This is a genomic window from Variovorax paradoxus, from assembly GCF_024734665.1.
In the GTDB taxonomy this organism is placed as follows: Bacteria; Pseudomonadota; Gammaproteobacteria; order Burkholderiales; family Burkholderiaceae_C; genus Variovorax.
The window spans coordinates 1478857-1501372 of record NZ_CP102931.1 but is presented as its reverse complement, the minus strand read 5'-3'; the positions used below and the strand labels follow the sequence as shown (position 1 = coordinate 1501372).

At 66.1% G+C, this 22516-nt stretch carries 20 protein-coding genes; 8 read left to right on the top strand and 12 right to left on the bottom strand.

All coding sequences use genetic code 11. The features are described 5' to 3' along the window. Positions 1-2: 2 nt before the first annotated feature. The gene (locus NWF24_RS07055) at positions 3-1445 is read right to left on the bottom strand and encodes an NAD-dependent succinate-semialdehyde dehydrogenase (protein WP_093058857.1); all 1443 of its coding nucleotides are present in this window, start codon (positions 1443-1445) and stop codon (positions 3-5) included. Between the two features lie 250 nt (positions 1446-1695). Here NWF24_RS07055 and NWF24_RS07050 point away from each other — a divergent pair, with 250 nt between their 5' ends. Continuing rightward, positions 1696-2283 (top strand): phospholipid scramblase family protein, encoded by a 588-nt coding sequence (locus tag NWF24_RS07050; protein ID WP_258353564.1) that lies wholly within the window; start codon positions 1696-1698, stop codon positions 2281-2283. 6 nt (positions 2284-2289) lie between these two features. Here the strand turns inward: NWF24_RS07050 and NWF24_RS07045 are convergent, their stop codons facing one another. From NWF24_RS07045 to xdhC, 3 genes are all read right to left on the bottom strand, one after another. Further along, complete coding sequence (locus NWF24_RS07045) at positions 2290-3630, bottom strand: glycerate kinase type-2 family protein (RefSeq protein ID WP_093058859.1); 1341 nt, start codon at positions 3628-3630, stop codon at positions 2290-2292. Between the two features lie 77 nt (positions 3631-3707). Continuing rightward, entirely contained in the window at positions 3708-4913 is a 1206-nt protein-coding gene (locus NWF24_RS07040) for a urate hydroxylase PuuD (RefSeq protein WP_258353563.1), read from the bottom strand. A gap of 216 nt (positions 4914-5129) precedes the next feature. Next, complete coding sequence (gene xdhC, locus NWF24_RS07035) at positions 5130-5939, bottom strand: xanthine dehydrogenase accessory protein XdhC (RefSeq protein WP_258353562.1); 810 nt, start codon at positions 5937-5939, stop codon at positions 5130-5132. A gap of 56 nt (positions 5940-5995) precedes the next feature. Between xdhC and NWF24_RS07030 the strand changes: the two genes are divergently transcribed. Continuing rightward, a complete protein-coding gene (locus tag NWF24_RS07030; protein ID WP_093081362.1) occupies positions 5996-6493 on the top strand; it encodes a hypothetical protein in 498 nt (165 codons plus the stop codon). A gap of 2 nt (positions 6494-6495) precedes the next feature. Here NWF24_RS07030 and uraH read toward each other — a convergent pair whose 3' ends face one another. After that, positions 6496-6846, bottom strand: a complete 351-nt coding sequence (uraH, locus tag NWF24_RS07025) for a hydroxyisourate hydrolase (protein ID WP_007838349.1) — start codon at positions 6844-6846, stop codon at positions 6496-6498. A gap of 74 nt (positions 6847-6920) precedes the next feature. On the opposite strand from uraH, the gene NWF24_RS07020 reads away from it, so the two are divergent. From NWF24_RS07020 to NWF24_RS07005, 4 genes are read left to right on the top strand one after another with little or no spacing between them, the layout of a single operon-like run. Continuing rightward, a complete protein-coding gene (locus tag NWF24_RS07020) occupies positions 6921-7595 on the top strand; it encodes a GntR family transcriptional regulator (RefSeq protein ID WP_093058863.1) in 675 nt (224 codons plus the stop codon). An 8-nt stretch (positions 7596-7603) separates the two neighbouring features. After that, positions 7604-8578 (top strand): allantoinase PuuE, encoded by a 975-nt coding sequence (gene puuE / locus NWF24_RS07015; protein WP_258353561.1) that lies wholly within the window; start codon positions 7604-7606, stop codon positions 8576-8578. Beyond that, the gene (gene uraD / locus NWF24_RS07010; RefSeq protein WP_258353560.1) at positions 8575-10353 is read left to right on the top strand and encodes a 2-oxo-4-hydroxy-4-carboxy-5-ureidoimidazoline decarboxylase; all 1779 of its coding nucleotides are present in this window, start codon (positions 8575-8577) and stop codon (positions 10351-10353) included. The genes puuE and uraD overlap by 4 nt, the downstream gene beginning before the upstream one ends. Before the next feature lie 17 nt (positions 10354-10370). After that, positions 10371-11597, top strand: a complete 1227-nt coding sequence (locus NWF24_RS07005; RefSeq protein WP_258353559.1) for a M20 family metallopeptidase — start codon at positions 10371-10373, stop codon at positions 11595-11597. 26 nt (positions 11598-11623) lie between these two features. Here NWF24_RS07005 and NWF24_RS07000 read toward each other — a convergent pair whose 3' ends face one another. Further along, on the bottom strand, positions 11624-13654 hold the full coding sequence (locus NWF24_RS07000) for a putative bifunctional diguanylate cyclase/phosphodiesterase (RefSeq protein ID WP_258353558.1): 2031 nt from the start codon (positions 13652-13654) through the stop codon (positions 11624-11626). Positions 13655-13821: 167 nt separating this feature from the next. Here NWF24_RS07000 and NWF24_RS06995 point away from each other — a divergent pair, with 167 nt between their 5' ends. Then, a complete protein-coding gene (locus NWF24_RS06995; protein WP_258353557.1) occupies positions 13822-15531 on the top strand; it encodes an S-layer protein in 1710 nt (569 codons plus the stop codon). Between the two features lie 28 nt (positions 15532-15559). Here the strand turns inward: NWF24_RS06995 and NWF24_RS06990 are convergent, their stop codons facing one another. From NWF24_RS06990 to NWF24_RS06980, 3 genes are all read right to left on the bottom strand, one after another. After that, entirely contained in the window at positions 15560-15982 is a 423-nt protein-coding gene (locus tag NWF24_RS06990) for an SgcJ/EcaC family oxidoreductase (protein ID WP_375338469.1), read from the bottom strand. Positions 15983-16230: 248 nt separating this feature from the next. Beyond that, positions 16231-16917 carry a response regulator transcription factor gene (locus NWF24_RS06985; protein WP_258353555.1) on the bottom strand — a complete coding sequence of 229 codons (687 nt, stop codon included), beginning with the start codon at positions 16915-16917 and terminating at the stop codon, positions 16231-16233. Beyond that, on the bottom strand, positions 16914-18566 hold the full coding sequence (locus NWF24_RS06980; protein ID WP_258353554.1) for a sensor histidine kinase: 1653 nt from the start codon (positions 18564-18566) through the stop codon (positions 16914-16916). Before NWF24_RS06980 ends, NWF24_RS06985 begins: the two co-directional genes overlap by 4 nt. 130 nt (positions 18567-18696) lie before the next feature. On the opposite strand from NWF24_RS06980, the gene NWF24_RS06975 reads away from it, so the two are divergent. After that, positions 18697-19596, top strand: coding sequence for a LysR substrate-binding domain-containing protein (locus tag NWF24_RS06975; RefSeq protein WP_258353553.1), 900 nt, complete (start codon positions 18697-18699; stop codon positions 19594-19596). A 15-nt stretch (positions 19597-19611) separates the two neighbouring features. Here NWF24_RS06975 and NWF24_RS06970 read toward each other — a convergent pair whose 3' ends face one another. The 3 genes from NWF24_RS06970 to NWF24_RS06960 form a co-directional block, all read right to left on the bottom strand. Then, positions 19612-20361 carry a TerC family protein gene (locus tag NWF24_RS06970; RefSeq protein ID WP_258353552.1) on the bottom strand — a complete coding sequence of 250 codons (750 nt, stop codon included), beginning with the start codon at positions 20359-20361 and terminating at the stop codon, positions 19612-19614. A gap of 63 nt (positions 20362-20424) precedes the next feature. Next, positions 20425-20856: a VOC family protein gene (locus NWF24_RS06965; RefSeq protein WP_258353551.1), complete on the bottom strand. Its 432-nt coding sequence runs from the start codon at positions 20854-20856 to the stop codon at positions 20425-20427. A gap of 176 nt (positions 20857-21032) precedes the next feature. After that, positions 21033-22445 (bottom strand): lipase family protein, encoded by a 1413-nt coding sequence (locus NWF24_RS06960; RefSeq protein ID WP_258353550.1) that lies wholly within the window; start codon positions 22443-22445, stop codon positions 21033-21035. Between the last annotated feature and the right edge of the window lie 71 nt (positions 22446-22516).

The window sequence follows — 22516 nt, the reverse complement described above, 5'->3', positions numbered from 1 at the left end:
GATCAAACGCCGAGGATCGAAACAGCCTTGGTGTTCAGGTAAGCCTCGAGTGCCTCCGGGCCGCCTTCCGAACCGTAGCCCGAATCCTTCACACCGCCGAACGGCATTTCGGGCGACGGCGTGGCGGGCTGGTTGATCCACAGCATGCCGAGTTCGAGCTTCTGGCTCAGCAGGTGCGCGTTCTTGATCGACTTGGTGAAGGCGTAACCGGCCAGGCCGAAGGGCAGGCGGTTGGCTTCGGCGATCGCTTCTTCGAGCTTGTCGAAGCCGCGGATGGCGGCGATGGGGCCAAAGGGTTCGTTGTTGAACACGTCGGCGTCCAGCGGCACGTCGGTCAGCACGGTCGGGGCGAAGAAGTTGCCGGTGTCGCCCACGCGTTCGCCGCCGGCAGCCACCGTGGCGCCCTTCTTGCGCGCGTCTTCCAGCACATGGGCCATGGCGGTGAGGCGGCGTGCGTTGGCGAGCGGGCCGATGGTGGTGCCTTCGGCGAGGCCGTCGCCGAGCTTCAGGCCTTCGGTGTACTTGACCAGCGTGCGGGCGAATTCTTCGCGCAGGCTGTTGTGCACCAGGAAGCGGGTCGGCGAGATGCAGACCTGGCCCGCGTTGCGGAACTTGGCCGCGCCAGCGGCCTTGACGGCCAGCGCCACGTCAGCGTCTTCGGCCACGATCACCGGAGCGTGACCACCCAGTTCCATCGTCACGCGCTTCATGTGCGAACCGGCCAGTGCGGCCAGTTGCTTGCCGACCGGGGTCGAGCCCGTGAAGGTGACCTTGCGGATGATCGGGTGGGCGATCAGGTAGTTCGAGATTTCAGCGGGGTTGCCGAACACCAGGCCCACGGTGCCGGGCGGAATGCCTGCGTCGACAAAAGCCTGCAGCAGCGCGGCGGGCGATGCCGGGGTTTCTTCAGGGGCCTTCACCAGGAACGAGCAGCCGGTGGCCAATGCCGCGCCGAGCTTGCGCACGATCTGGTTGATCGGGAAGTTCCACGGCGTGAAGGCAGCGACCGGGCCGAGCGGCTCCTTCAGCACGAGCTGCTGCGCAGCCAGGTTGCGCGAGGGCACGATGCGGCCGTAGACGCGGCGGCCTTCGTCGGCGAACCATTCGATGATGTCGGCGGCAGCCAGCGTTTCGCCCTTGGCTTCGGCCAGCGGCTTGCCCTGCTCTTGCGTCAGCAGCTTGGCGATTTCGGGGGCGCGTTCGCGGATCAGGCCGGCGGCGCGGCGCATGACGGCAGCGCGCTCGTTGGCGGGGGTGTTGCGCCAGGTTTCGAAGCCGCGCTGTGCGGCGGCCAGGGCGCGGTCGAGGTCGGCAATGCTGGCGTGCGCCACCTTGCCGATGGCCTTGCCGGTGGCGGGGTTCACGACGTCCAGTGTCTTGCCGCCGGTGGCGTCGACCCATTCATTGTCGATCAGCAGGCGGGTGTCGGTGTAGGTGGCGGTCATGGCGAACTTTCCTTCGGGGACTGGATGATGAAAAGAAGAATGGGGAATTCTGGAGGTGCTGTGCGGCTCTGCACCCGAAAGGATGCGCCGGCTTCAACGGCAGCCACAGGCCGCCGGGGGCATAGATTAACCCGAGTTCACAAACCTCGCCCGCCAGCGGGCACGGGCGAGGAATGGGCGGGGAACGGGGCCGTCATGCGCGCCGAACATAATCCCCGTCACACAAACACACAGAGGACGAGGGAAATCCATGCACGCAGCGCTGCGCAACAACCTGTTTTTCATCAAGGAACACGTCGGCATCTTCAAGGCGGCCAACAACTACGACATCTTCGACCCGAATTCGCAACAGAAAATTCTGGAGTGCCGCGAGCCGAACCTCGGCTTCTTCAGCAAGCTGCTGCGCTTCACCGACTACAAGCGCTTCACGCCTTTCGACGTGGTGGTATCGACGCCCGAAGGGCAGAAGGTGCTGTCGGTCAAGCGAGGCGTGTCCATCTTCCTGTCGAAGGTGCAGGTGCTGGACGGCAACGATCAGGTCGTCGGTTCGTTCAGGCAGAAGCTCTTTTCCATCGGCGGCAAGTTCGACGTGCTCGACGCTCAGGAGCAGATCGCCTGCACTCTCAAGGGCAAGTGGACCAGCTGGGACTTCCGCTTCGTGCAGGGCAGCACCGAGTTCGCCGCCGTGTCCAAAAAATGGGCGGGGCTGGGCAAGGAGCTCTTCACCACGGCCGACAACTACATGCTGTCGATCGACCCGGGCGTACCGGCCAACGACGCCCGCCGCCTGCTGATCGTGGCAGCGGTGATGTGCATCGACATGGTGCTGAAGGAGTAAAGCTCCTTACAACACCAGCAGCGCGCGGAAGTCGTTGACGTTGGTGTGGGTCGGGCCGGTCACGAACAGGTCGCCGATGGCGTCGAAGTAGCCATAGGCGTCATTGCGATCGAGATGGTCCGACAGCTTCTTCCCGGCAGCGGTGGCGCGCGCCAGCGTGTCGGGCGTGACGAAGGCGCCCGCGTTGTCTTCCACACCGTCGATGCCGTCGGTGTCGGCGGCGAGCGCCCACACCTGTGGCTGGCCCATGAGCGCACCGGCCAGCCCCATGCAGAACTCGCCGGCCCGGCCGCCGCGGCCCTTGGCCTGGCCCGGCTGGCGGGGGCGGATGGTCACCGTGGTCTCGCCACCCGAAAGAATTACGCAGGGCCGCGCGAACGGCTCGCCGCGGTGCGCCACGGCACGCGCGAGCGCGGCGTGCACCTTGCCGACTTCGCGCGATTCGCCTTCCATTTCGTCACTGAGGATGTGCGCCTCGATGCCAGCCTCGCGCGCCGCCCTGGCCGCGGCTTCGAGCGACTGCTGCGGCGTGGCGATCATGTGCGTCTCGTGGCCCTTGAACACGGCGTCGTGCGGCTTGGGCGTTTCGAGTTCGCCGCTTTCGAGCTGCGCGCGCACCGGGGCGGGTACTTCGATGCCGTAGCGGTCGAGGATGGCAAGCGCATCGGCGCAGGTGGTGGCGTCGGGCACCGTCGGGCCGCTGGCGATGACGGCCGCGTCATCGCCGGGCACGTCGCTGATCGTCAGCGTCACCACGCGGGCCGGCGCGCATGCTGCTGCCAGCCGGCCGCCCTTGATGCGCGACAGATGCTTGCGCACGCAGTTCATCTCGCCGATGCCTGCACCGCTTTCGAGCAGTTGCTTGTTGATGCGCTGCTTGTCGGCCAGCGTCAGGCCTTCGGCCGGCAGCACCAGCAGTGACGAGCCACCACCGGAAATCAGGCACAGCACGAGGTCGTCGGCCGTGAGGCCTTGCGTCAGCGCGAGGATGCGCTCGGCGGCCTGCTGGCCTGCGGCGTCGGGCACGGGGTGTGCGGCCTCGACGATCTCGATGCGCTGCGGCACGCCTTCGGGCCGCGGCGGAATGTGGTCGTAACGCGTGACGACCAGCCCCGACAGCGGCGCATCGGCCGGCCACAGGGCCTCGAGCGCCTGCACCATCGAGCCGCCGGCCTTGCCTGCGCCCAGCACCAGCGTACGGCCCTTGGGCGGCGGCGGCAGATGGGCGCCCAGCGTGGACAGCGGCAGCGCGCGGTCCACCGCCACGCGGTAGAGGTGTTCGAGGAATGCGCGCGGGGCTTCGCGCGGATCGGGAGCGGGGCCGAAGGCGGGGTTCGATGCGGTCATTGCTGCTTTGTCTCCAATCCGGCGATTGTGCTGCGGACCGTGACCCGCCCTCTTGCCGCCGGTCAACTTCTGTCTGTCTAGTTTGTCTTTGCGCCGCCCTGGAACCAGCGGCTGATGAGGGCCCGCTCTTCGTCGGTGATGCCGGTCGCGTTGTTCATCGGCATGATCTTCGTGACCACCACCTGCTGGTAGATCGCCTGTGAATGCGCGGCCACTTGCTCCGGCGAATCGACGCGCACGTTCTTCATCTGAACGGCCGCGCCGTGGCACATGAAGCAGCGCTGTTCGAGCACCTTCTGCACGTCCTTGAACGGCACGGCGGGCGCGGCGGCAGCCACCGCGGGCGCGGCCACGGGTTCAGGTTTCATCCAGACGATCGTCAGGCCCAGCACCACGATGCCGACCAGCGCGTAAGGCAGCGGGTTGCCCGCATTGCCCAGCTTGAAGCGATGCCGCACCACGAAGAACTGACGAATCGCCGCGCCGCCGAGCATGATCAGCAGCAGCACGATCCAGTTGTACTTGTGCGTGTAGGTAAAGCTGTAGTGGTTGCTCAGCATCGCGAACAGCACCGGCAGCGTGAAGTAGGTGTTGTGCACGCTGCGCTGCTTGCCGCGCTGGCCATGCACCGGGTCCACCGGCTTGCCCTCGCGCAGCGCCGCCACGTTCTTGCGCTGGCCGGGAATGATCCAGAAGAACACGTTGCCGCTCATGGTCGTGGCCATCATGGCGCCCACGAGCAAGAAGGCCGCGCGGCCCGCGAACCACTGGCAGGCCAGCCAGGTCGCGAAGGCGATGAAGATGGCGATCAGCACGCCGACGATGGTGTCGCCGTGCTTGCGCCGGCCGAAGATCTGGCAGATGCCGTCGTACACCATCCAGAACACCACGAAGAAGGCCAGCGCCACGGCAATGGCCGCACCGGGCTGCCAGTCCATCTTCGACTTGTCGATGAGGTACGTGCTCGCGTTCCACAGGTACGACATGGTGAAGAGCGTGAAACCCGTGATCCAGGTCGAATAGCTCTCCCAGTAAGACCAGTGCAGGTGGTCCGGCAGCTTCTTGGGCGCCAGCGCGTACTTCTGCATGTTGTAGAAGCCGCCGCCGTGCACGGCCCATTGTTCGCCGCCCACGCCCTTGTCGAGCGATTCCTGGTCCTGCGGCTTCTCGAGGCTGTTGTCCAGCATCACGAAGTAGAAGGAGGCGCCGATCCAGGCGATGGCGGTGATGACGTGGACCCAGCGCAGCAGCAGGTTGGCCCAGTCGAGGTAATAGCTTTCCATGTGCTCTCTCTCAACCCAGTTGGCGCGTGGGGGCACCAAGGAGGGGTTTCAGCCTGCTCACCACCGCGGGCGCTGTAAGCAGAGAAAGTGCCGCGAACGCAGGCTCCATGAAGAAATGGGCCTCGCTCCGCTGCGGCTTGTTGTGGACCGAAAGTGTATACAGTTTTGGCAAGGACGGGGCTGTTTTTTAAGGCGTGATCGCCGGGAAAACCCTGTTCAGCCCAGCGATTGCAACAACTGTGCCGCCACCGCCACAGCGATCACCTCGGGCTCCTTGCCCGTGATGCCGGGCACGCCGATCGGGCAGGTGATGCGGGCCAGTTCGTCGGCCGTGAAGCCCCGCGCCTCGAGCCGGTGGCTGAAGGTGGCCCACTTGGTCTTGCTGCCGATCAGGCCGACGTAAGGCAGGTCGTTGCGCTCGCGCAGGCGCTTCAGGCAGGCGATGACGATGTCCAGGTCTTCGGCATGGCTGAAGCTCATGATGAGCACGCGGCTGCCCGGCGCCAGCGCGGCCACGGCGTCCTGCACGGGTTCTGAATGTTCGGTGTCGATCTGCGCGGGCAATTCGTCGGGGAAGACGCCGTCGCGGCTGTCGATCCAGCGCACCGCGAACGGCAACGCGGCCAGCAGCCGCGCCAGTGCCGCGCCCACGTGGCCGCCGCCGAACAGCGCCACGGGCTTGAGTTGCGCGACCAGTTCGCGCTGCAGCCTTGGCGCATCGGCGGCGGTGACGTGCTCGTACGACAGGAACATCACGCCGCCGCAGCACTGTCCCAGGCTCGGGCCCAGCGGGTAGCGCTGAATGCCATCGAAGGGCGCGCGTGTGCCCGCCAGCATTTCGCGTGCTTCTTTCGTGGCCTGGAATTCGAGTTGCCCGCCGCCGATGGTGGCCGTGAGCGCATCGGCCCACACCGCCATCCAGGTGCCGGCCTCGCGCGGCGCCGAGCCCTGCGTCGATTCGACGCGCACCAGCACCGCGTCTTCGTGACGAAGACGTGCCAGCAGTTGATCGACCGCACCGCTCATCGTTGTCGATACCTTCGGTTGCCTGGCCCATGAAGACTCACGGTATAAACCCGGCGATGAATCGCCAGCTTACGCCCCGCCGCCTTGCACTTGCCGCTTCCGTTCTTTCCGCCCTCTGGCTGGCCGGCTGCGGCAGCCCTGGCGCCGTGCCCGGCCAGTTGAGCAGTGCCTCCCCTTCCAGCGCATCCGGCCGGGTGCCCCGCGCCTCGAACGCCGCCACGGCGCGCGACTACCGCCGCGATGCAGCGCGCCATATCTACGAGATCAACCGCTCGCGCATCTACGGCGGGCAGCTGCCGCCCATGCTCTATGCGGTCGGCACGCTGCAGGTGAACCTGGATGCGGGCGGCAAGGTGGTCTCGATGCACTGGTTGCGCGCTCCCCAGCATGCGCCCGAAGTGATCGCCGAGATCGAGCGTGCCGTTCTGCAGGCCGCGCCCTTCCCCGCCGCCACCCGTCTCGGCGCGGTCACGTGGACCGACACCTGGCTGTGGGACAAGAGCGGGCGCTTCCAGCTCGACACCCTGACAGAGGGACAGCAACAAGGGGACTGACCTCAGGAGCCCCGGTACGTGGAGTAGCTCCACGGACTGACGAGCAGGGGCACGTGGTAGTGCTGGTCGGTGTGCGCCACGCCGAAGTCCAGCGACACCTTGTTCAGGAAGTTCGGCTCCGGCAGCTTGACGCCGCGGGCCTTGAAGTAACCCGCCACGTCGAACACCAGCCGGTAGGTGCCGGCCTTCAGTGAGTTGTTGTCGTACAGCGGTCCGTCGCTGCGGCCGTCCGAATTCAGCGTGAAGCGCTTCACCAGCGTCGCGGCGTCGCCGTCGGTGGTGTACAGCGCGACCTCCATGCCGGCTGCGGGGCCGCCATGCATCGTGTCCAGTACGTGAGTGCTCAGGCCCATGGGGCGCTCCTTGAAATGGGTGCGGGAAATTCCGGTGGACAAAAGTGTATACAGTTACCGGCTTTGGGTCTATCATGAAAAACATGGAGTCCTCCACCACCCGTTCGATCGTCGATGCCCTCACGAAGGCCATCGTCGAGCACCGGCTTCAGCCCGGCACCAAGCTGGCCGAGCAAAAGCTGGCCGATCATTTCGGCGTCTCGCGCACGCTGGTGCGCCAGGCGCTGTTCCAGCTGTCGCAGAACAAGCTCATACGCCTTGAACCCGCACGCGGCGCCTTCGTGGCCGCACCGGCCGTCGACGAAGCCAAGCAGGTGTTCGCCGTGCGCCGCATGCTCGAAGCCGAGATGACGCGCGAGTTCGTGCGCACCGTCACGCCCGCCAAGATCAAGGCGCTGAAGGAGCACGTTGCGCTCGAAAAATCCGCCGTGTCCGGCGAAGACATCTCGGGCCGCACCGAGCTGCTCGGCGATTTCCACGTGCGCATGGCCGAGCTCATGGGCAACCAGGTGCTGGCGCAGATCCTGGGCGAACTCATCTCGCGCTGCGCCCTCATCACGCTGATGTACCAGAGCGCCAGCGCGGCCGAGCACTCCAACGACGAGCACGCCGACATCGTGAAGGCGCTGGCCGCGCGCGACGAAGAGCGCGCCGTTCGCCTCATGACCGAACACCTGGAGCACGTCGAGGCCAATCTCACGTTCGACCGCAAGGTGCCCACCAACGACATCTCCCTCGCGCTGTCCTGATCCAAACCATGACCGTCTACGACACCACCCTGCCCTACCCGCGCGACCTCGTCGGCTACGGCCGCAACCCGCCCCACGCCCAATGGCCGGGCGGTGCGCGCGTCGCGGTGCAGTTCGTCCTCAACTACGAAGAAGGCGGCGAGAACGCCACGCTGCACGGCGACGCGGGCTCCGAGCAGTTCCTCTCCGAGATGTTCAACCCGGCGAGCTTTCCCGACCGGCACATCAGCATGGAAGGCATCTACGAGTACGGCTCGCGTGCCGGCGTATGGCGCATCCTTCGCGAGTTTGAAAAGCGCGGCCTGCCGCTCACCGTGTTCGGCGTGGGCATGGCGCTTGAGCGCTACCCCGAGCTGACCGCCGCCTTCAAGGAGCTGGGCCACGAGATCGCCTGCCACGGCTGGCGCTGGATCCACTACCAGAACCTCGACGAAGCCACCGAGCGCGAACACATGCGCCTGGGCATGGAAGCGATTGAAAAGCTCACCGGCGAACGTGCCCTGGGCTGGTACACCGGCCGCGACAGCCCGCGCACGCGCCGCCTCGTGGCCGACTACGGCGGCTTCGAATACGACAGCGACTACTACGGCGACGACCTGCCCTTCTGGATGAAGGTGCAAAAGACCGACGGCACCGTGGTGCCTCAGCTCATCGTGCCCTACACACTCGACTGCAACGACATGCGCTTCGCGCTGCCGCAGGGCTACTCGCACGCCGACCCATTCTTCCAGTACATGAAAGACACCTTCGACGCGCTGTATGCCGAAGGCGACCCGAACGGCGACAACAGCCCGAAGATGATGAGCATCGGCATGCACTGCCGCCTGCTCGGGCGGCCGGGCCGCATCACGGCGCTGCAGCGTTTTCTCGATCACATCGCACAACACGACCGCGTGTGGGTCTGCCGGCGCCTCGACATCGCGCGCCACTGGAAGCAGGCGCACCCCTTCGAAACCGGAGCTATTGCCGGAGCCGCATCATGAGCCTCACCATCGCCCAACTCAACGCCGCGGTGCCGGCCGCAGCCGTCGCGCTGCTCGACGGCATCTATGAGCACTCGCCCTGGATCCCTCAGCGCGCCCTGGCCGCACGCCCGTTCCGCTCGCTCGCGCATCTCAAGCATGCGCTCGTGCAGGCGCTGGCCGCTTCGTCGGCCGACGAGCAGATCGGCCTGATCCGCGCCCACCCCGAACTCGCCGGCAAGGCCATGGTCAGCAAGACGCTGACGGCCGAATCGACCAACGAGCAGAGCAAGGCCGGCCTGACCGACTGCACGCCCGAGGAGTTCGCAAAGATCCAGCAGCTCAACGCCGACTACAACGCGAAGTTCGGCTTCCCGTTCATCCTCGCGGTGCGCGGCCCGCGCGGCACGGGGCTGCCCAAGCGCGAGATCATCGACACCTTCGCGCGCCGGCTGTACAACCACCCCGACTTCGAACTCGGCGAGGCGCTGCGCAACATCCATCGCATCGCGGAGATTCGCCTCGACGACAAGTTCGCCGCCGACGTCACGCTCGGCAACGACGTGTGGGACTGGCAGGAGCAGCTCTCGGTACACACCGACCCGGGCTATGCCGAGAAGGGCCAGCTCACCGTCACCTACCTGACCGATGCGCACCGCGCCTGCGCCGCGCAGATCAGCGCGCTGATGCGCGACGTGGGCTTCGACTCGGTGCACATCGACGCGGTCGGCAACGTGGTCGGCCGCTACGAAGGCTCGACACCCGGCGCCAAGACCCTGCTCACCGGCTCGCACTACGACACCGTGCGCAACGGCGGCAAGTACGACGGCCGCCTGGGCATCTTCGTGCCGATGGCCTGCGTGCGCGAACTCAAGCGGCAGAACAAGCGCCTGCCCTTCGCCTTCGAGGTGGTGGGCTTCGCCGAGGAAGAAGGTCAGCGCTACAAGGCGACCTTCCTCGGCTCGGGCGCGCTCATCGGCCACTTCGACCAGCGCTGGCTCGACCAGAAGGACGCCGACGGCGTCACCATGCGCGAGGCCATGCAGCACGCAGGCCTGAAGCAGGAAGACATCCCGAAGATCCAACGCGACCCGGCACGCTACCTCGGCTTCGTCGAAGTGCACATCGAACAGGGCCCGGTGCTCACCGAGCTCGACCTGCCGCTGGGCATCGTCACCTCCATCAACGGCAGCGTGCGCTACGTGGGCGAAGTGATCGGCATGGCCAGTCACGCCGGCACCACGCCCATGGACCGCCGCCGCGACGCCGCGGCCGCCGTGGCCGAGCTGATCCTCTACACCGAGCAGCGCGCCGCAAAAGACGGCGACTCGGTCGGCACCGTCGGCATGCTCGAAGTGCCCAGCGGCTCGATCAACGTGGTGCCGGGCCGCTGCAAGTTCAGCCTCGACCTGCGCGCGCCCAACAACGCGCAGCGCGACGCGCTGGCCACCGACGTGGTCAACGCGCTGAAAGACATCTGCGAGCGCCGCGGCGTGCGCTACGAGCTCGAAGAAACCATGCGCGCCTCCGCCGCGCCCAGCGCGCCCGCCTGGCAGCAGCGTTGGGAAAAGGCCGTCGATGCGCTGGGCATTCCGCTCTTCCGCATGCCCAGCGGCGCCGGCCACGACGCGATGAAGCTGCACGAGGTGATGCCGCAGGCCATGCTGTTCGTGCGCGGCATCAACTCGGGCATCAGCCACAACCCGCTCGAATCGAGCACCAACGACGACATCCAGCTCGCAGTGCAGGCCTTCCAACTGCTTCTGGAAAACCTCGCCGCCGAACAAGCCCACTGATTCACAGAAGAACAACCATGACCGACTACGCCAAGCTCGACGCCTGGATCGACGCCCACTTCGACGAGGAAGTGCAATTCCTGCAGCAACTGGTGCAGGTGCCCACAGACACGCCACCGGGCAACAACGCGCCGCACGCCGAGCGCACAGCCGAGCTGCTGAAAGACTTCGGCCTCGATGCCGAGAAGCACGCCGTGCCCGCGCAGGAAGTGAAGGACTACGGCCTCGAATCGATCACCAACCTGATCGTGCGCCGCAAGTACGGCAACGAAGGCCTGACGGTCGCGCTCAATGCCCACGGCGACGTGGTGCCCCCGGGCGAAGGCTGGACACACGACCCGTATGGCGGCGAAATCGTCGATGGCAGCCTCTACGGCCGTGCCGCTGCCGTCAGCAAGAGCGACTTCGCCAGCTTCACCTTCGCACTGCGCGCGCTCGAAGCGGTGGCCAAGCCCACCAAGGGCAGCGTCGAGCTGCACTTCACCTACGACGAAGAGTTCGGCGGCATCCTCGGCCCGGGCTGGCTGCTGGAGAGGGGCCTGACCAAGCCCGACCTGATGATCGCGGCCGGCTTCAGCTACGAAGTGGTCACCGCGCACAACGGCTGCCTGCAGATGGAAGTGACGGTGCACGGCAAGATGGCCCACGCCGCCGTGCCGGCCACCGGCATCGACGCTCTGCAAGGCGCCGTGAAGATCCTCAACGCGCTGTATGCGCAGAACACGCTCTACCAGCAGGTCACGTCGAAGGTCGAGGGCATCACGCACCCGTACCTCAACGTCGGCCGCATCGAGGGCGGCACCAACACCAACGTGGTGCCCGGCAAGGTCGTGTTCAAGCTCGACCGCCGCATGATCCCCGAAGAGAACCCGGTCGAGGTCGAAGCCGCGATCCGCAAGGTGATTGCCGATGCCGCCGCCGAGAGCGCGGGCATCACCGTCGAAATCAAGCGCCTGCTGCTCGCCAATTCGATGAAGCCGCTGGCCGGCAACAAGCCGCTGGTCGATGCGATCCAGAAGCACGGCGGCGAACTGTTCGGTGAGCCCATCAAGGCCATGGGCACGCCGCTGTACACCGATGTGCGCCTGTACGTCGAAGCCGGCATTCCAGGCGTGATCTACGGCGCCGGCCCGCGCACGGTGCTCGAATCGCACGCCAAGCGCAGCGACGAGCGCGTGGTGCTCGAAGACCTGCGCCGCGCCACCAAGGTGATCGCGCGCACGCTCAGCGACCTGCTGGCCTGATTGGGCTGCGCGGTAGCGCAGCCGGCTCAGACGACCTTGACGGCCACGGGCGCCGAGCGCGCCGCGGCCCACGCCATCACATCGGGCAGCGGCGCGGGCCGCGCCAGGTGATAGCCCTGCACCAGCCGGCAGCCCATCGCGTGCAGGGCATCCAGCTCGTCCTGCGTTTCCACGCCTTCGGCAACCACCTGGATGTTCAGCGAGCGGCCGAGCTGGACGATGGCGTCCACCAGCACCACGTTGCCCGGCGAGGACGACAGGTCGAGGATGAAGCTGCGGTCGATCTTCACCTGCCGCACGTACTCGCTGCGCAGCGACGCCAGCGACGAATAACCCACGCCGAAGTCGTCGACCACGATTGCCACGCCCGCGGCCGACAGCGCGCTCAGCCGGCTGCGCGTGGCATGGGTGTCGAGCGCCACCTCTTCCGTGATCTCGATCTGCAGCCGGCGCGGTGCCACGCCGCGCGTCTTCAGCATGCCGAGCACGATGTCGTCGACCGCCAGCTGCGCCATCTCGCGCGGCGAGACATTGATGGCAACCGGCACGGCGGCCAGGCTGGAGCCTGCGGCCTCGAACTGGCGCATGCCCAGGCAGACCTCGTCGACCAGATGCCGCAGCAGCGGCTCGGCCACGCCGGTGCTCGCTGCAGCGTAGATCACCTCTTCGGGGGCAATGTGGCCGTGGCGCGGATGGTTCCAGCGCATCAATGCCTCGAGGCTGTGAACTTCCCGGCCGTCGCTGTTCATGATCGGCTGGTACCACACGCCGATGTCGCGCGCCTCGATGGCATGGAGCAGGTCGCGCTCCACGTCCCGGCGCGTGGCCAGCCGCTGGTTGAGCGCCTTGTCGAAGACCTGGTAGCGGTTGCGCCCGGTGCGCTTGGCCTCGTAGACGGCCTCGTCGGCAAAGCTGATCATGTCGGCGATCTCGGCATCGCCCGAGACGGAGATGCCGATGCTCACGCCCAGGTGGCCGCCGTAGTGCGCCGTGGCGAATGAGATCGAACGGATCAGCGCCTGCGCGATGGCCGTAGGTGCCTGCCGCTCGTCCTGCAGGCTGTAGAGCACCGCGAATTCGTCGCCGCCCCAGCGGCCGAGCACGGCCTGCATGTCGGCGGTCTCCCGCTGCAGCCAGCGTGCCACGTCCTGCAGCACGCGGTCGCCGACCTTGTGGCCGAAGGCGTCGTTCACCGCCTTGAAGCCGTCGAGGTCCAGCAGCAGCAGGCCGTGCTGGCGGCCGCCGGGTGCGGCGATGTGCAGCGTCGCCGCCTCGGTGAAGCCTTCGCGGTTGAGCAGGCCCGTGAGCGAATCGTGCGAGGCCCGGAAGGCCAACTGCTGCGTGGCGTCCAGCGACAGCGCGTGCACCAGCCGCAGCTGCGCGGCCATGGCTGTGGCTTCGTTGCGCAGGCGGCTTCCTTCGCGAAAGGTCCTGTCGCTCTGCAGCGCACCGCGCACCAGTGCCGCGAGGTACAGCAGCACCATCGCCGCCAGGCTCAGGTTGTCGAAGCCGCCTGCATAAACAAGGCAACCCACCACCGACAGCAGCGCCGGCGTGATGAAGCTGACGGGAACGAGCGCATAGGCAATGCCATAGGTGACAGCCCCCGCGCAGATGCCGCACACCACCGTGAGATAGAACACCGCATGCGGCGATGAGTAGCCGTCGCACAGAAACGGAATGAGGGCCCACACACATCCCGACACCGCAGCCATGACCGCAGCGATGCGCAGGTGCCATTCGACCGGGCGACCATTTGGCGAGGTCAGGACGTCACTGCCGGGCTCGGCGCCGGGCGACGGCGCGAACGGCCAGCGGCAGATGTAGCTGCGCAGTCCGTTCACCATGAGCGACAGCAGCAGCCAGCTCATCCCTTCGAACGCGCGGCCGGCATTGAGGGCGACCAGCGCCGCAGTGAAGCTCAGCAGCACGCTGATCGGAATGGCCGAGAGAACGCTGCGGCGCACCGTCACGAGCTGATCGGTGCGCACCATGCGCGACAGCACTTCATCGTCGATGGATGCGGTGGGCAGGGGGACGGGCGCGCTGGGGATCATGGAAGGGGCACAGTTTATAGAGGGCAAGCCCTCCAGCGGCCCGGTTGCGGGCGCGAAAACAACGAACTTTCGTTCTGCTTTCATCGAAGCGTCATGGCGCCATTCGAGACTCGGCGACTTCCTTCGACACGCGCACTTCAGGTGCGCGTCACTTTTTTCAGACCGCCATGTTCATTCTTCCGACCGCCCTCTCGACGCCTCTCCCGTTCCGCCGCACGCTGTTTTCCACCCTCGCCATCGGCACGCTCATGCTGGCCGGCTGTGGCGGCGGAGACTCCAGCGGCCCGGCCTTCTTCCCCGTGACGCCCAGCACCCCGGCAGCCGTCGCGCCCGTGCCCGCCCCCGCTCCCGCAGCCGATCCAGGCCCGTCCGCACCGCCCGGCCGCTGGACCGTTGGCGACATGCACATCCACACGATGCAGTCGGACGACACGCAGCAGATTTCCACGCTCGACCAGGTGCTGGCCAAGGCCTTCGACCAGTTCGGGCTCGACTGGGCGGCGCTGTCCGACCACCTGCGCCTGTCTTCCTATGACAACAACGGCACCAAGCTGCCGGCGCAGATTCCGTTCTCGGAAGGCATGGCCAAGTACCAGGTGCCGCGCATCAAGGCGCTGCAGGCCGGTGGCAAGTACGCCGACAAGACGATCTTCGCGTCCTTCGAATGGGACATGCCCTCGCATGACCACGGCAACGTCGGCATCCTGACCGACAACCCCATGTCGGACGCAGCGCTCAAGGCCGCGAGCCAGTTCGAATACCTCTTCACCAACCGCGCCGCCGCGCTCTTCCCGGCCGGCGACGTCACCGCCTGGGGCCCGAAGGCCGGCGTCAACTACGACACGCACGCCGAGACGCTCGCGGCAATCGCCTGGCTCAAGAAGAACTACCCCGACACCAGCTACCTGCAGATCAACCATCCTTCGCGCAACTCCGGCAAGTACACCATCGCCCAGCTGCGCGAGATGAACGACCTCGCGCCGAACATCGTGTTCTCGCTCGAAGGCATGGTCGGCAACCAGATGGAGCCCGACCGTGGCGGCTACACCAGCGCCTACATCCCGGCCAACCTGCCCTCGCGCACCTACGGCGGCGTCGATTACCTCGTCGCCAAGCTTGGCGGCACCTGGGACGCGCTGCTGTCCGAAGGCCGCCACATCTGGAACGTGGCCGACTCCGACTACCACTTCACTACCTCGCAAGGCCAGTACAGCAGCGGCTACGCGCCGGGCGAATACGCGAAGAACCACCTGTGGGGCGATGTCAAGGACCCGAAGTCGCTGCTCTCGGCCCTGCGCTCGGGCAAGCTCTTCGCGGTGAACGGCGGCCTGATCAACGCGCTCGACTTCAAGGTGCAAAGCGCCAAGGGCGCCGGCGAGATGGGCTCGGACGTGGCGGCCAAGGCAGGTGAAGACCTGAAGATCACCATCCGCTTCAAGAGCCCCGAGCGCAACAACTTCGAGTACCAGCTCGGCAGCGGCAACTTCGCCAACGTGAAGCCGGTGGTCGACCACATCGACCTGATCGCCGGCGACGTGACCGGCCCCGAGCTGGCGGGCACGCCGGGCTACGCGCGCGACACCAACCCGTCGACGCGCGTGCTCAAGCGCTTTACCCGCAACGACTGGAAGCTCGACGCCGACGGCTACTTCTCGGTGAGCTACACGGTGAAGGCCGGCAACAACCAGTATTTCCGCCTGCGCGGCACCAACCTGGGAACCGACGTGCCCAACGAAACCGCCGCCGGCGAGCCCTTGCCCGACGCGCAGACCACGGGTACCGACAACGTGGCGCGCTTCAATGCGATCAACGTGCGCAACTACAGCGACCTGTGGTTCTACTCGAACCCCGTGTTCGTGAAGGTCGCAGCGCTCTAACAAGCGAGCCGGAGCCCGCCCGCATCGATCAGTTCTTCGCGGCGCGCACCTCCGGCATCGCCGACGAGTGGTGATGCGCGATCAGCCACTGCCCGTTCACCCATTCGTAGACATAGGTGTAGCGGGCATGCACCGTGCCGCCATCCTTGAAGCGGAAGGTGTAGGTGCCGACGTCCTGCGCCACGTTGCAGCCGATCTTGACGATGCGCTTGTCGATCGTGCCCTGCGGCTCGCTCTTGAGGAACTTCACGAAGTAGTCGCGGATCTCCGCCGGGTTGGTGCGCGGCTGGTTCGACACGGTCGCCAGCAGCACGCCGTCGGGTGCGTAGTTGGCGACCACCTTGTCGGGGTCCAGCGTGCGCAGCGAGTTGTTCCAGCGGTCGAACAGCGCGCCGATCTGCGCTTCATCGGTCGCCACGCAGGCAACTGCTGCACCCGCCCCCTGGGCCAGCGCACCGGTGGCAAGAGTGAGAGAAAGAACGCCGAGGGCGGCACTGGTGACGAGACTTTTCTTCACGGAGATTCCTTGTTGTGAAAGTGTTGAAGCACCGGTGTCTGCCGGCGCTGCACCGCATTCGCGAGGCAGGAATCAAGTCTCTGGCGCAGAGATGAACACGACCCGTGCCGGGCCATGAACACAGGTTGAAGCGCAGATGAACAATGGATGAACGCGCACGCACCCGTCGTGTGCCCGGGCGCTCAGGCCTCGAGCGCGTCGAGTCGGTAGCCGAAGCCGCGCACGGTCTTGAGTAGCGCGAGCGGGTGGCCCTCGTCGATCTTGGCCCTGAGGCGGCGCACGTAGACGTCGACCACATTGGTCAGCGGGTCCTCATTGGTGCCCCACACGTTCGAGAGGATGCGCTCGCGGCTGTAGACGCGGCCGGGTGCGCTCATCAGCAGCTCCAGGAACGCCAGCTCCTTCGCCGTCAGTGCAATCGGCTGTCCGGCCCGCGTGACCTGCATGCGTTCGCGGTCCAGCACCAGGTCGGCCACCTGCAGGCTGCTCGCCTTCACGCGCTGCTCGCGTCCGCGCCGCAGCAGCGCCTCGATGCGCGCGAGCAGTTCCTCGAAGGCGAAGGGCTTGGTCAGATAGTCGTCAGCGCCCAGCCGCAGGCCGTTGACCTTGTCCTCCAGCGAGTTCATGGCCGTGAGCATCAGCACGGGCACGTGGTGGCCTTCGGCGCGCATCGTCTGGCACAGCTCCAGGCCGCTGATGCCGGGCAGCATCAGGTCGAGGATGAGCAGCGCCGGCTCGCCGCCGCGCGCCAGCGCCAGGCCCTCGGTGCCGGTGCGCGCCAGCTGCACGCCATAGCCTTCGGCGCGCAGGCCACGCTGCAGAAAGTCGGCCACGCGCGGGTCGTCTTCGACCACGAGGATGTTGTTCATGCGACCTCCGGCGTAGTGGGGGCAACTGCGCCGTCGAAGCGCGGCAGCCTGATGCGGACCGTCGTGCCCACGAACGGCTCGCTGTCGATGTCGATGCGGCCTTCGTGCGCGGTAACGATGGCCTGTGCGATCGACAGGCCGATGCCGGTGCCGTCGACCCGATGCGCCCGCGCGCGCTGGCCGCGCGTGAAGCGCTGGAACACCGTGGGCAGCTCGTCGGCGTCGATGCCGATGCCCTTGTCGCGCACCGCGATCTCCGCGCACCCGTCGACTTCACGCCAGCCGATGCGGACCTCGCCGCCCGAGCGCGAATAGCGCACCGCGTTGTCGAGCACGATCACCAAGGCCTGGCGCAGCCGGTCGGCATCGGCATGCACGTAAAGCATGTCCGACTGCGCGTCTTGCGAGCTATCGAGGCGAACCCCCACGCCGTGCAGCGCACCCAGCGCCTCGGCCTGCTCGGTGGCATCGCCGACCAGCAGGCCGAGGTCCACCTGGTCCTGCCGCATGACGAGCTGGTCGGCCTCGGCGCGTGCGATCAGCATCAGGTCGTCGATCACGCGCGCGAGCTGCTCCACGCCGCCGACGATGCGCGACAGCGTCTCCTTGTATTCGGCCAGCGGCTTGTCGGTGCCGCGCAGCGCTATCTCGGCCTCCCCGCGGATGGCGGTGGCCGGCGTGCGCAGCTCGTGGCTCAGGTCGGCGAACAACTGGCGGCGGCGCTGGTCGATGTTCTGCAGCGTGACGTGCGCGGTCTGCAACTCGGCCGTGCGCGCGTCCACCGCTTCTTCGAGCTTGTGCCGCGCAGCTTCGGCATCACTTCGGCGCTGCTGCAGTTCGGCGGCCATGGCGTTGAAGTTCTCGGCCACCTGGCCGAATTCATCGCCCGAGCCAACCGCCATGCGATGGTCCATCTGGCCCGCCTGCAAGGCCTGCGTGCCGGTCAGCAGGCTGGCAATGGGTGCCTGCAGCCGCCGGTTCAGGCGAATGGCGAGCAGCACCGCCGCTGCCAGCGTCAGCACCGCCAGGCCGATGGCCTGCAGGCGCAGCACCTCGATGGCGTGCTCGGTGGCCAAGCGTGCAGCCGGCACCGCCTGCTTCTGGCGCTCGATCGCGCCGTTGACGAGTTCGCGCAGGTCGCGCCCGCGCGTCACGTCGAACACCTGATTGATCTGCTGCCACACCGATGAAAACTCCGCGCCCGGCTGCAGCGGCGCAAGCTGCAGCAGGCGATCCTGGACCGCGGCGATGTTGGCATCGAGCAGGTCGATGCTGGCCGCCAGCTGGGTCACCGCTTCGGGCACCTGCGTGCCCCGCGCCGAGGTCACGGTGGTCCACCAGGCCAGGTCGCGCTGCGTCAGGTCCCGCAGGCTGGCTGCGCTGGAGCGCATGCCGGCCAGCCAGCGGTCGCGCGACTCGATCGGTGCGTCGCCGTTCATCAGCCGCTGCGAGGCCCAGACCCGCAATCGCTGCTTGTTGGCGGACAGCTCCAGCAGGTCGGACTGGATGTCGCTCGCCAGCCGGCTGTGCTGCGCATAGAAGGTGACGCGCTCGGAGCCCAGGTAGATGAAGGCTGCCTGCACGCAGACCAGCGCGACGAGCGCCGCAAAGGCCAGCGAAAGCCGCGAACGGAATTTGATGGAAGGCATCGATCGGTGCGAGGCGCATACCTGCTTTGAAGGGTGCGAAGAATAGCCCATGCCCGTTGGACGGCCGGACATCCATCACTTCTGTTGAAGCTCGATTGACCCGAGCATCGATGTTTGCGATGCTCCAGGCGTGATCAACGAACTCAAGACCTTCATTGCGGTGTGCAAGCTCGGCACCTTCGCGGCAGCCGGCGACCGCATCGGCCTCACGCAATCGGCAGTGAGCAGCCAGATGAAGCGGCTCGAAGAGGCCCTGGGCTTCGAGCTGTTCGACCGGACGGGCCGATCAGCCACCTTGAACGTCGCGGGCCAGACGACCTTGCCGCGGGCGGAAGAAATCTGCGCCCTGTTCGCCAAGCTCGGCGAACTCCCTCACGACGACGCCACCCGGGGGCTCCTTCGCATCGGCTCGATTGCCTCGGCGCAACCTACGCTGCTGGCGCGTGCGCTCGAGCAGCTGCGCAAATCATTTCCCCTTGTGCGCGTGCATGTGTCGCCCGGCGTTTCGATGCGTCTGATGGACGACCTGGACGCCGGCAAGATCGATGCGGCCGTGATCATCCGCCCGCCCTTCGGAATGCCTCCCGACCTGACGTGGCAGGCGCTGGTGCAGGAGCCCTTTGTGCTGGTCGTGCCCAAGGCCGTGCCCGCAACGAAGAACTGGCGGGCGCTGATCCAGGAACAGCCGTTCCTTCGCTACGACAGGGCTTCGTTCGGGGGACGGATGGTCGAGGCGTTTCTGCGCAGGGAAGGCCTTTCGGTCAACGACGCCATCGAGATCGACGAGATCCCCGGGTTGATCCACCTAGCCTCCAGAGGGCTAGGCGTGGCGCTTGTCCCGCTGGTCGAGGCGCATCTTCCGATGCCTGCGGGGGTGCGCATCGTCTCACTGGGCGAGTTCACTTTCCATCGCGAGATCGGCCTGCTCCATCGCAAGCCCCGGGCCAGTCCGCCCGTGGTGGCGCACTTCGCCCAATGCCTGCGCGATGCGGCTGAAGCGACGGCACCGACTCGCCGGCGTTCGGCGTAATGCCGACTCAGCCCCTCAATCGCCCGGTATGTGGGGCGGATTCAGCACCACGGGCTTCGCCGACTTCTTGCGCATGCGGATGTTGAGCATTTCCACGCTCAGCGAGAAAGCCATTGCGAAGTACACGTAGCCCTTGGGCACGTGATGCTCGAAGCCTTCGGCAACCAGCACGACACCCACCACCACCAGGAAGGACAGCGCCAGCATCTTGATGGTGGGATGGTTGGAGACGAAGCGGCCGATCGGCCCTGCAAACAGCATCATGAGCAGTACCGAGGCGATCACCGCCGCGATCATGACGCGCACGTCGTCCACCATGCCGACCGCGGTGATGATCGAGTCGAGCGAGAACACCAGGTCGATGATCATGATCTGCAGGATCACCGAGGCGAAGGTCGCCTTCGCCGTGCTCTGCTTGTGCTCGTGTTCGCCCTCCAGCGACTGGTGAACCTCGCTCGTGCTCTTCCAGATCAGGAACAGCCCGCCGAGGATCAGGATCAGGTCGCGGCCCGAAATCTCCTGGCCGAACACCACGAAGAGCGGCTTCACCAGCCCGACGATCCATGCGAGCACCAGCAGCAGGCCGATGCGCATGAACATGGCCATGAAAAGACCGATGCGCCGCGCGAACTCCCGCTGGGCCAGCGGCAGCTTGTCGACCAGGATCGAGATGAAGATGATGTTGTCGATCCCGAGCACCAGCTCCAGCGCGGTCAGCGTGGCGAAGGCAATCCAGACCTGGGGATCGGAGAGAAGTTGGAGCATGAGGCGACCCGTTTGCAGCAAAAACGCGGTCGCATCTTAAAGCTCGAGCCGCAAGGGCCCGTGTCAGCGTGCGAAGAGCGAGCTCAGGTCGGCGAACGACTTCATCTCGATGGCGTTGCCGGAAGGGTCCAGAAAGAACATCGTCGCCTGTTCGCCCGGCTCGCCCTTGAAGCGGATGTAGGGCTCGATGACGAACTTGGTCTGGCGGGCAATGAGCTTGTCGGCCATGGCCTGCCATTGGTCCATGGGAACGATCGCGCCAAAGTGCCGCACCGGCACGTCGTGACCGTCGACCGAACTGCTCTGGTGGTGGCCGCATTCGTCGGGCGCCAGGTGCGCCACGATCTGATGGCCGTAGAAATCGAAGTCCACCCATTCAGGCGCGCTGCGGCCTTCGGGGCACCCCAGCAGTTCGCCGTAGAACGCGCGCGCCTCGGCGATGTCGCGTACCGGAAAGGCCAGGTGGAAGGGGATGCGGGTGGTTGTGTTGCTCATGGTTCTTGCCATCGGAAGTGGGGGTTGGACGGGACTCTAAGCAGCGCCCCTCACAACTGAAAGCGATATATTTTTTCTCTGAGCCACACAGATTTCGATCAGTCAATGAGATCGAGAGCGACAGAAACGGCCGGCTCCCCCGATGCGATCCGCGCGACCGTCGGGATGTGAAAACCTCATGGCGACGGGCTGAGCGAGGGCGCCTGGTCCGACCTGCAGTTTGTCGGCCAACCTGCGCCGGTCCAGTTCACCGTGCAATTCGCGCCACGGTCAACCACCTGGCATAGGCCTTCTGTCCTTTCGGCGCCCGTTACCGAATAGGCTCCATCTCGTTCGCTGATAACCGCTTCAGCCTGCTCCTTCGTGAAGCCAAATGCACCGGGAGCTCCATTCGCGACGCGGGCCGTCAAGTTGCACGCCAGCAGAGTAATGGAGTGCAGGGCAACGCCAGCGCTCAGACGCCCCGACACCTCGGATATTTTCAGCACGTCGCGGCTCGAAGGGAAATCCAGCGCCACGTCGGTGCGGCCTGTACGCCGCACTGTCGTGTTCGCCGCGTTGGAGAACACCCGGATGAACCCCAGAGCCTCATCGTCCTGCATGACCCTGATGATCGGGGGATCCTTTCTCGGCATCACGATTTCTCCCGGGCTTTCGCTCTGCTGCTTGCGCAACCACGTCCAGCCACTCACCGGCGATGTGTTGAAAGCGTAGGCGATCTTCACGTCCTCGCTCATGTATGCGGCCAGCTGCGCCATGCTGCCCCCCAAGGAATGCCCAGCCGTGTAGATCTCGACATTCGGGGCGTCTTTCTTCAATTTTCTGACGATCTCTTTCAATCCGATCCGGACCTGCACGAACTGCTGTGGTTCGAGATTCAGCGCCATCGCCAGATTCGCTTCCCAATCGGGCAACAACTGGCCGCTGTAGTTCTCCGTACCGCGAAAGACAATGAACGCTTGTGTGATCGGCCCGTCGGGCAGGCGATAAACGAAGGTCTCGTAGTACAGGCCTCCCACGGCTTTGCAGCCGACCCCCGAGTGCTCCCATGACTCCCATTTGCCGGCACCGGCGGACGGGACCCTCTTCAGCCGCTCCAGCGGATGCAGATCCGGCCTGTAGGCGCAGTCGCCCCGGCTTGCCTCAGGCGCATACCGTCGGTAGACCACTTTGCTCAGCACTGCAGGCCACGCCATCTGGCCGAGCACTTCGGCCGCGGAGGTTGCCTGGGCCACTTCCTGGGGCGTCCACGGCTTGCTTATTGCAACGGCGGACGGCGAACTGTCTATCGTCGGTTTCTGAACCCGATCGACCCTTGCTCCCTCGAGCGAGCGGCTGGCAGCGGAGATCACCGCGCTGTAGCAGTCGGACGCGTCGGTATCCCGGTAGCGATGGTCCAGAACGTGCCGCTTTTCCGGTGAGGAGCCATTGCGGCACTCTTCCACCTCACGCCTCATCTCCTCGGCCATCTCGGCGCGGTACAGCTTCGCCTCGCGGTTGACGGAATAGAGACCACAGCCTCCCGATGCGGCGCAGCAAAGCAGCACCGCCATGCACCGGGCGGCACGCCCCCAGTTTTCTCTTTGCATCTCCACCTCCAAATGTTTGCCGCAGCATAGCGGCGCGCTACGCACGCCACGGGGTTCATCCCGCAACGTCG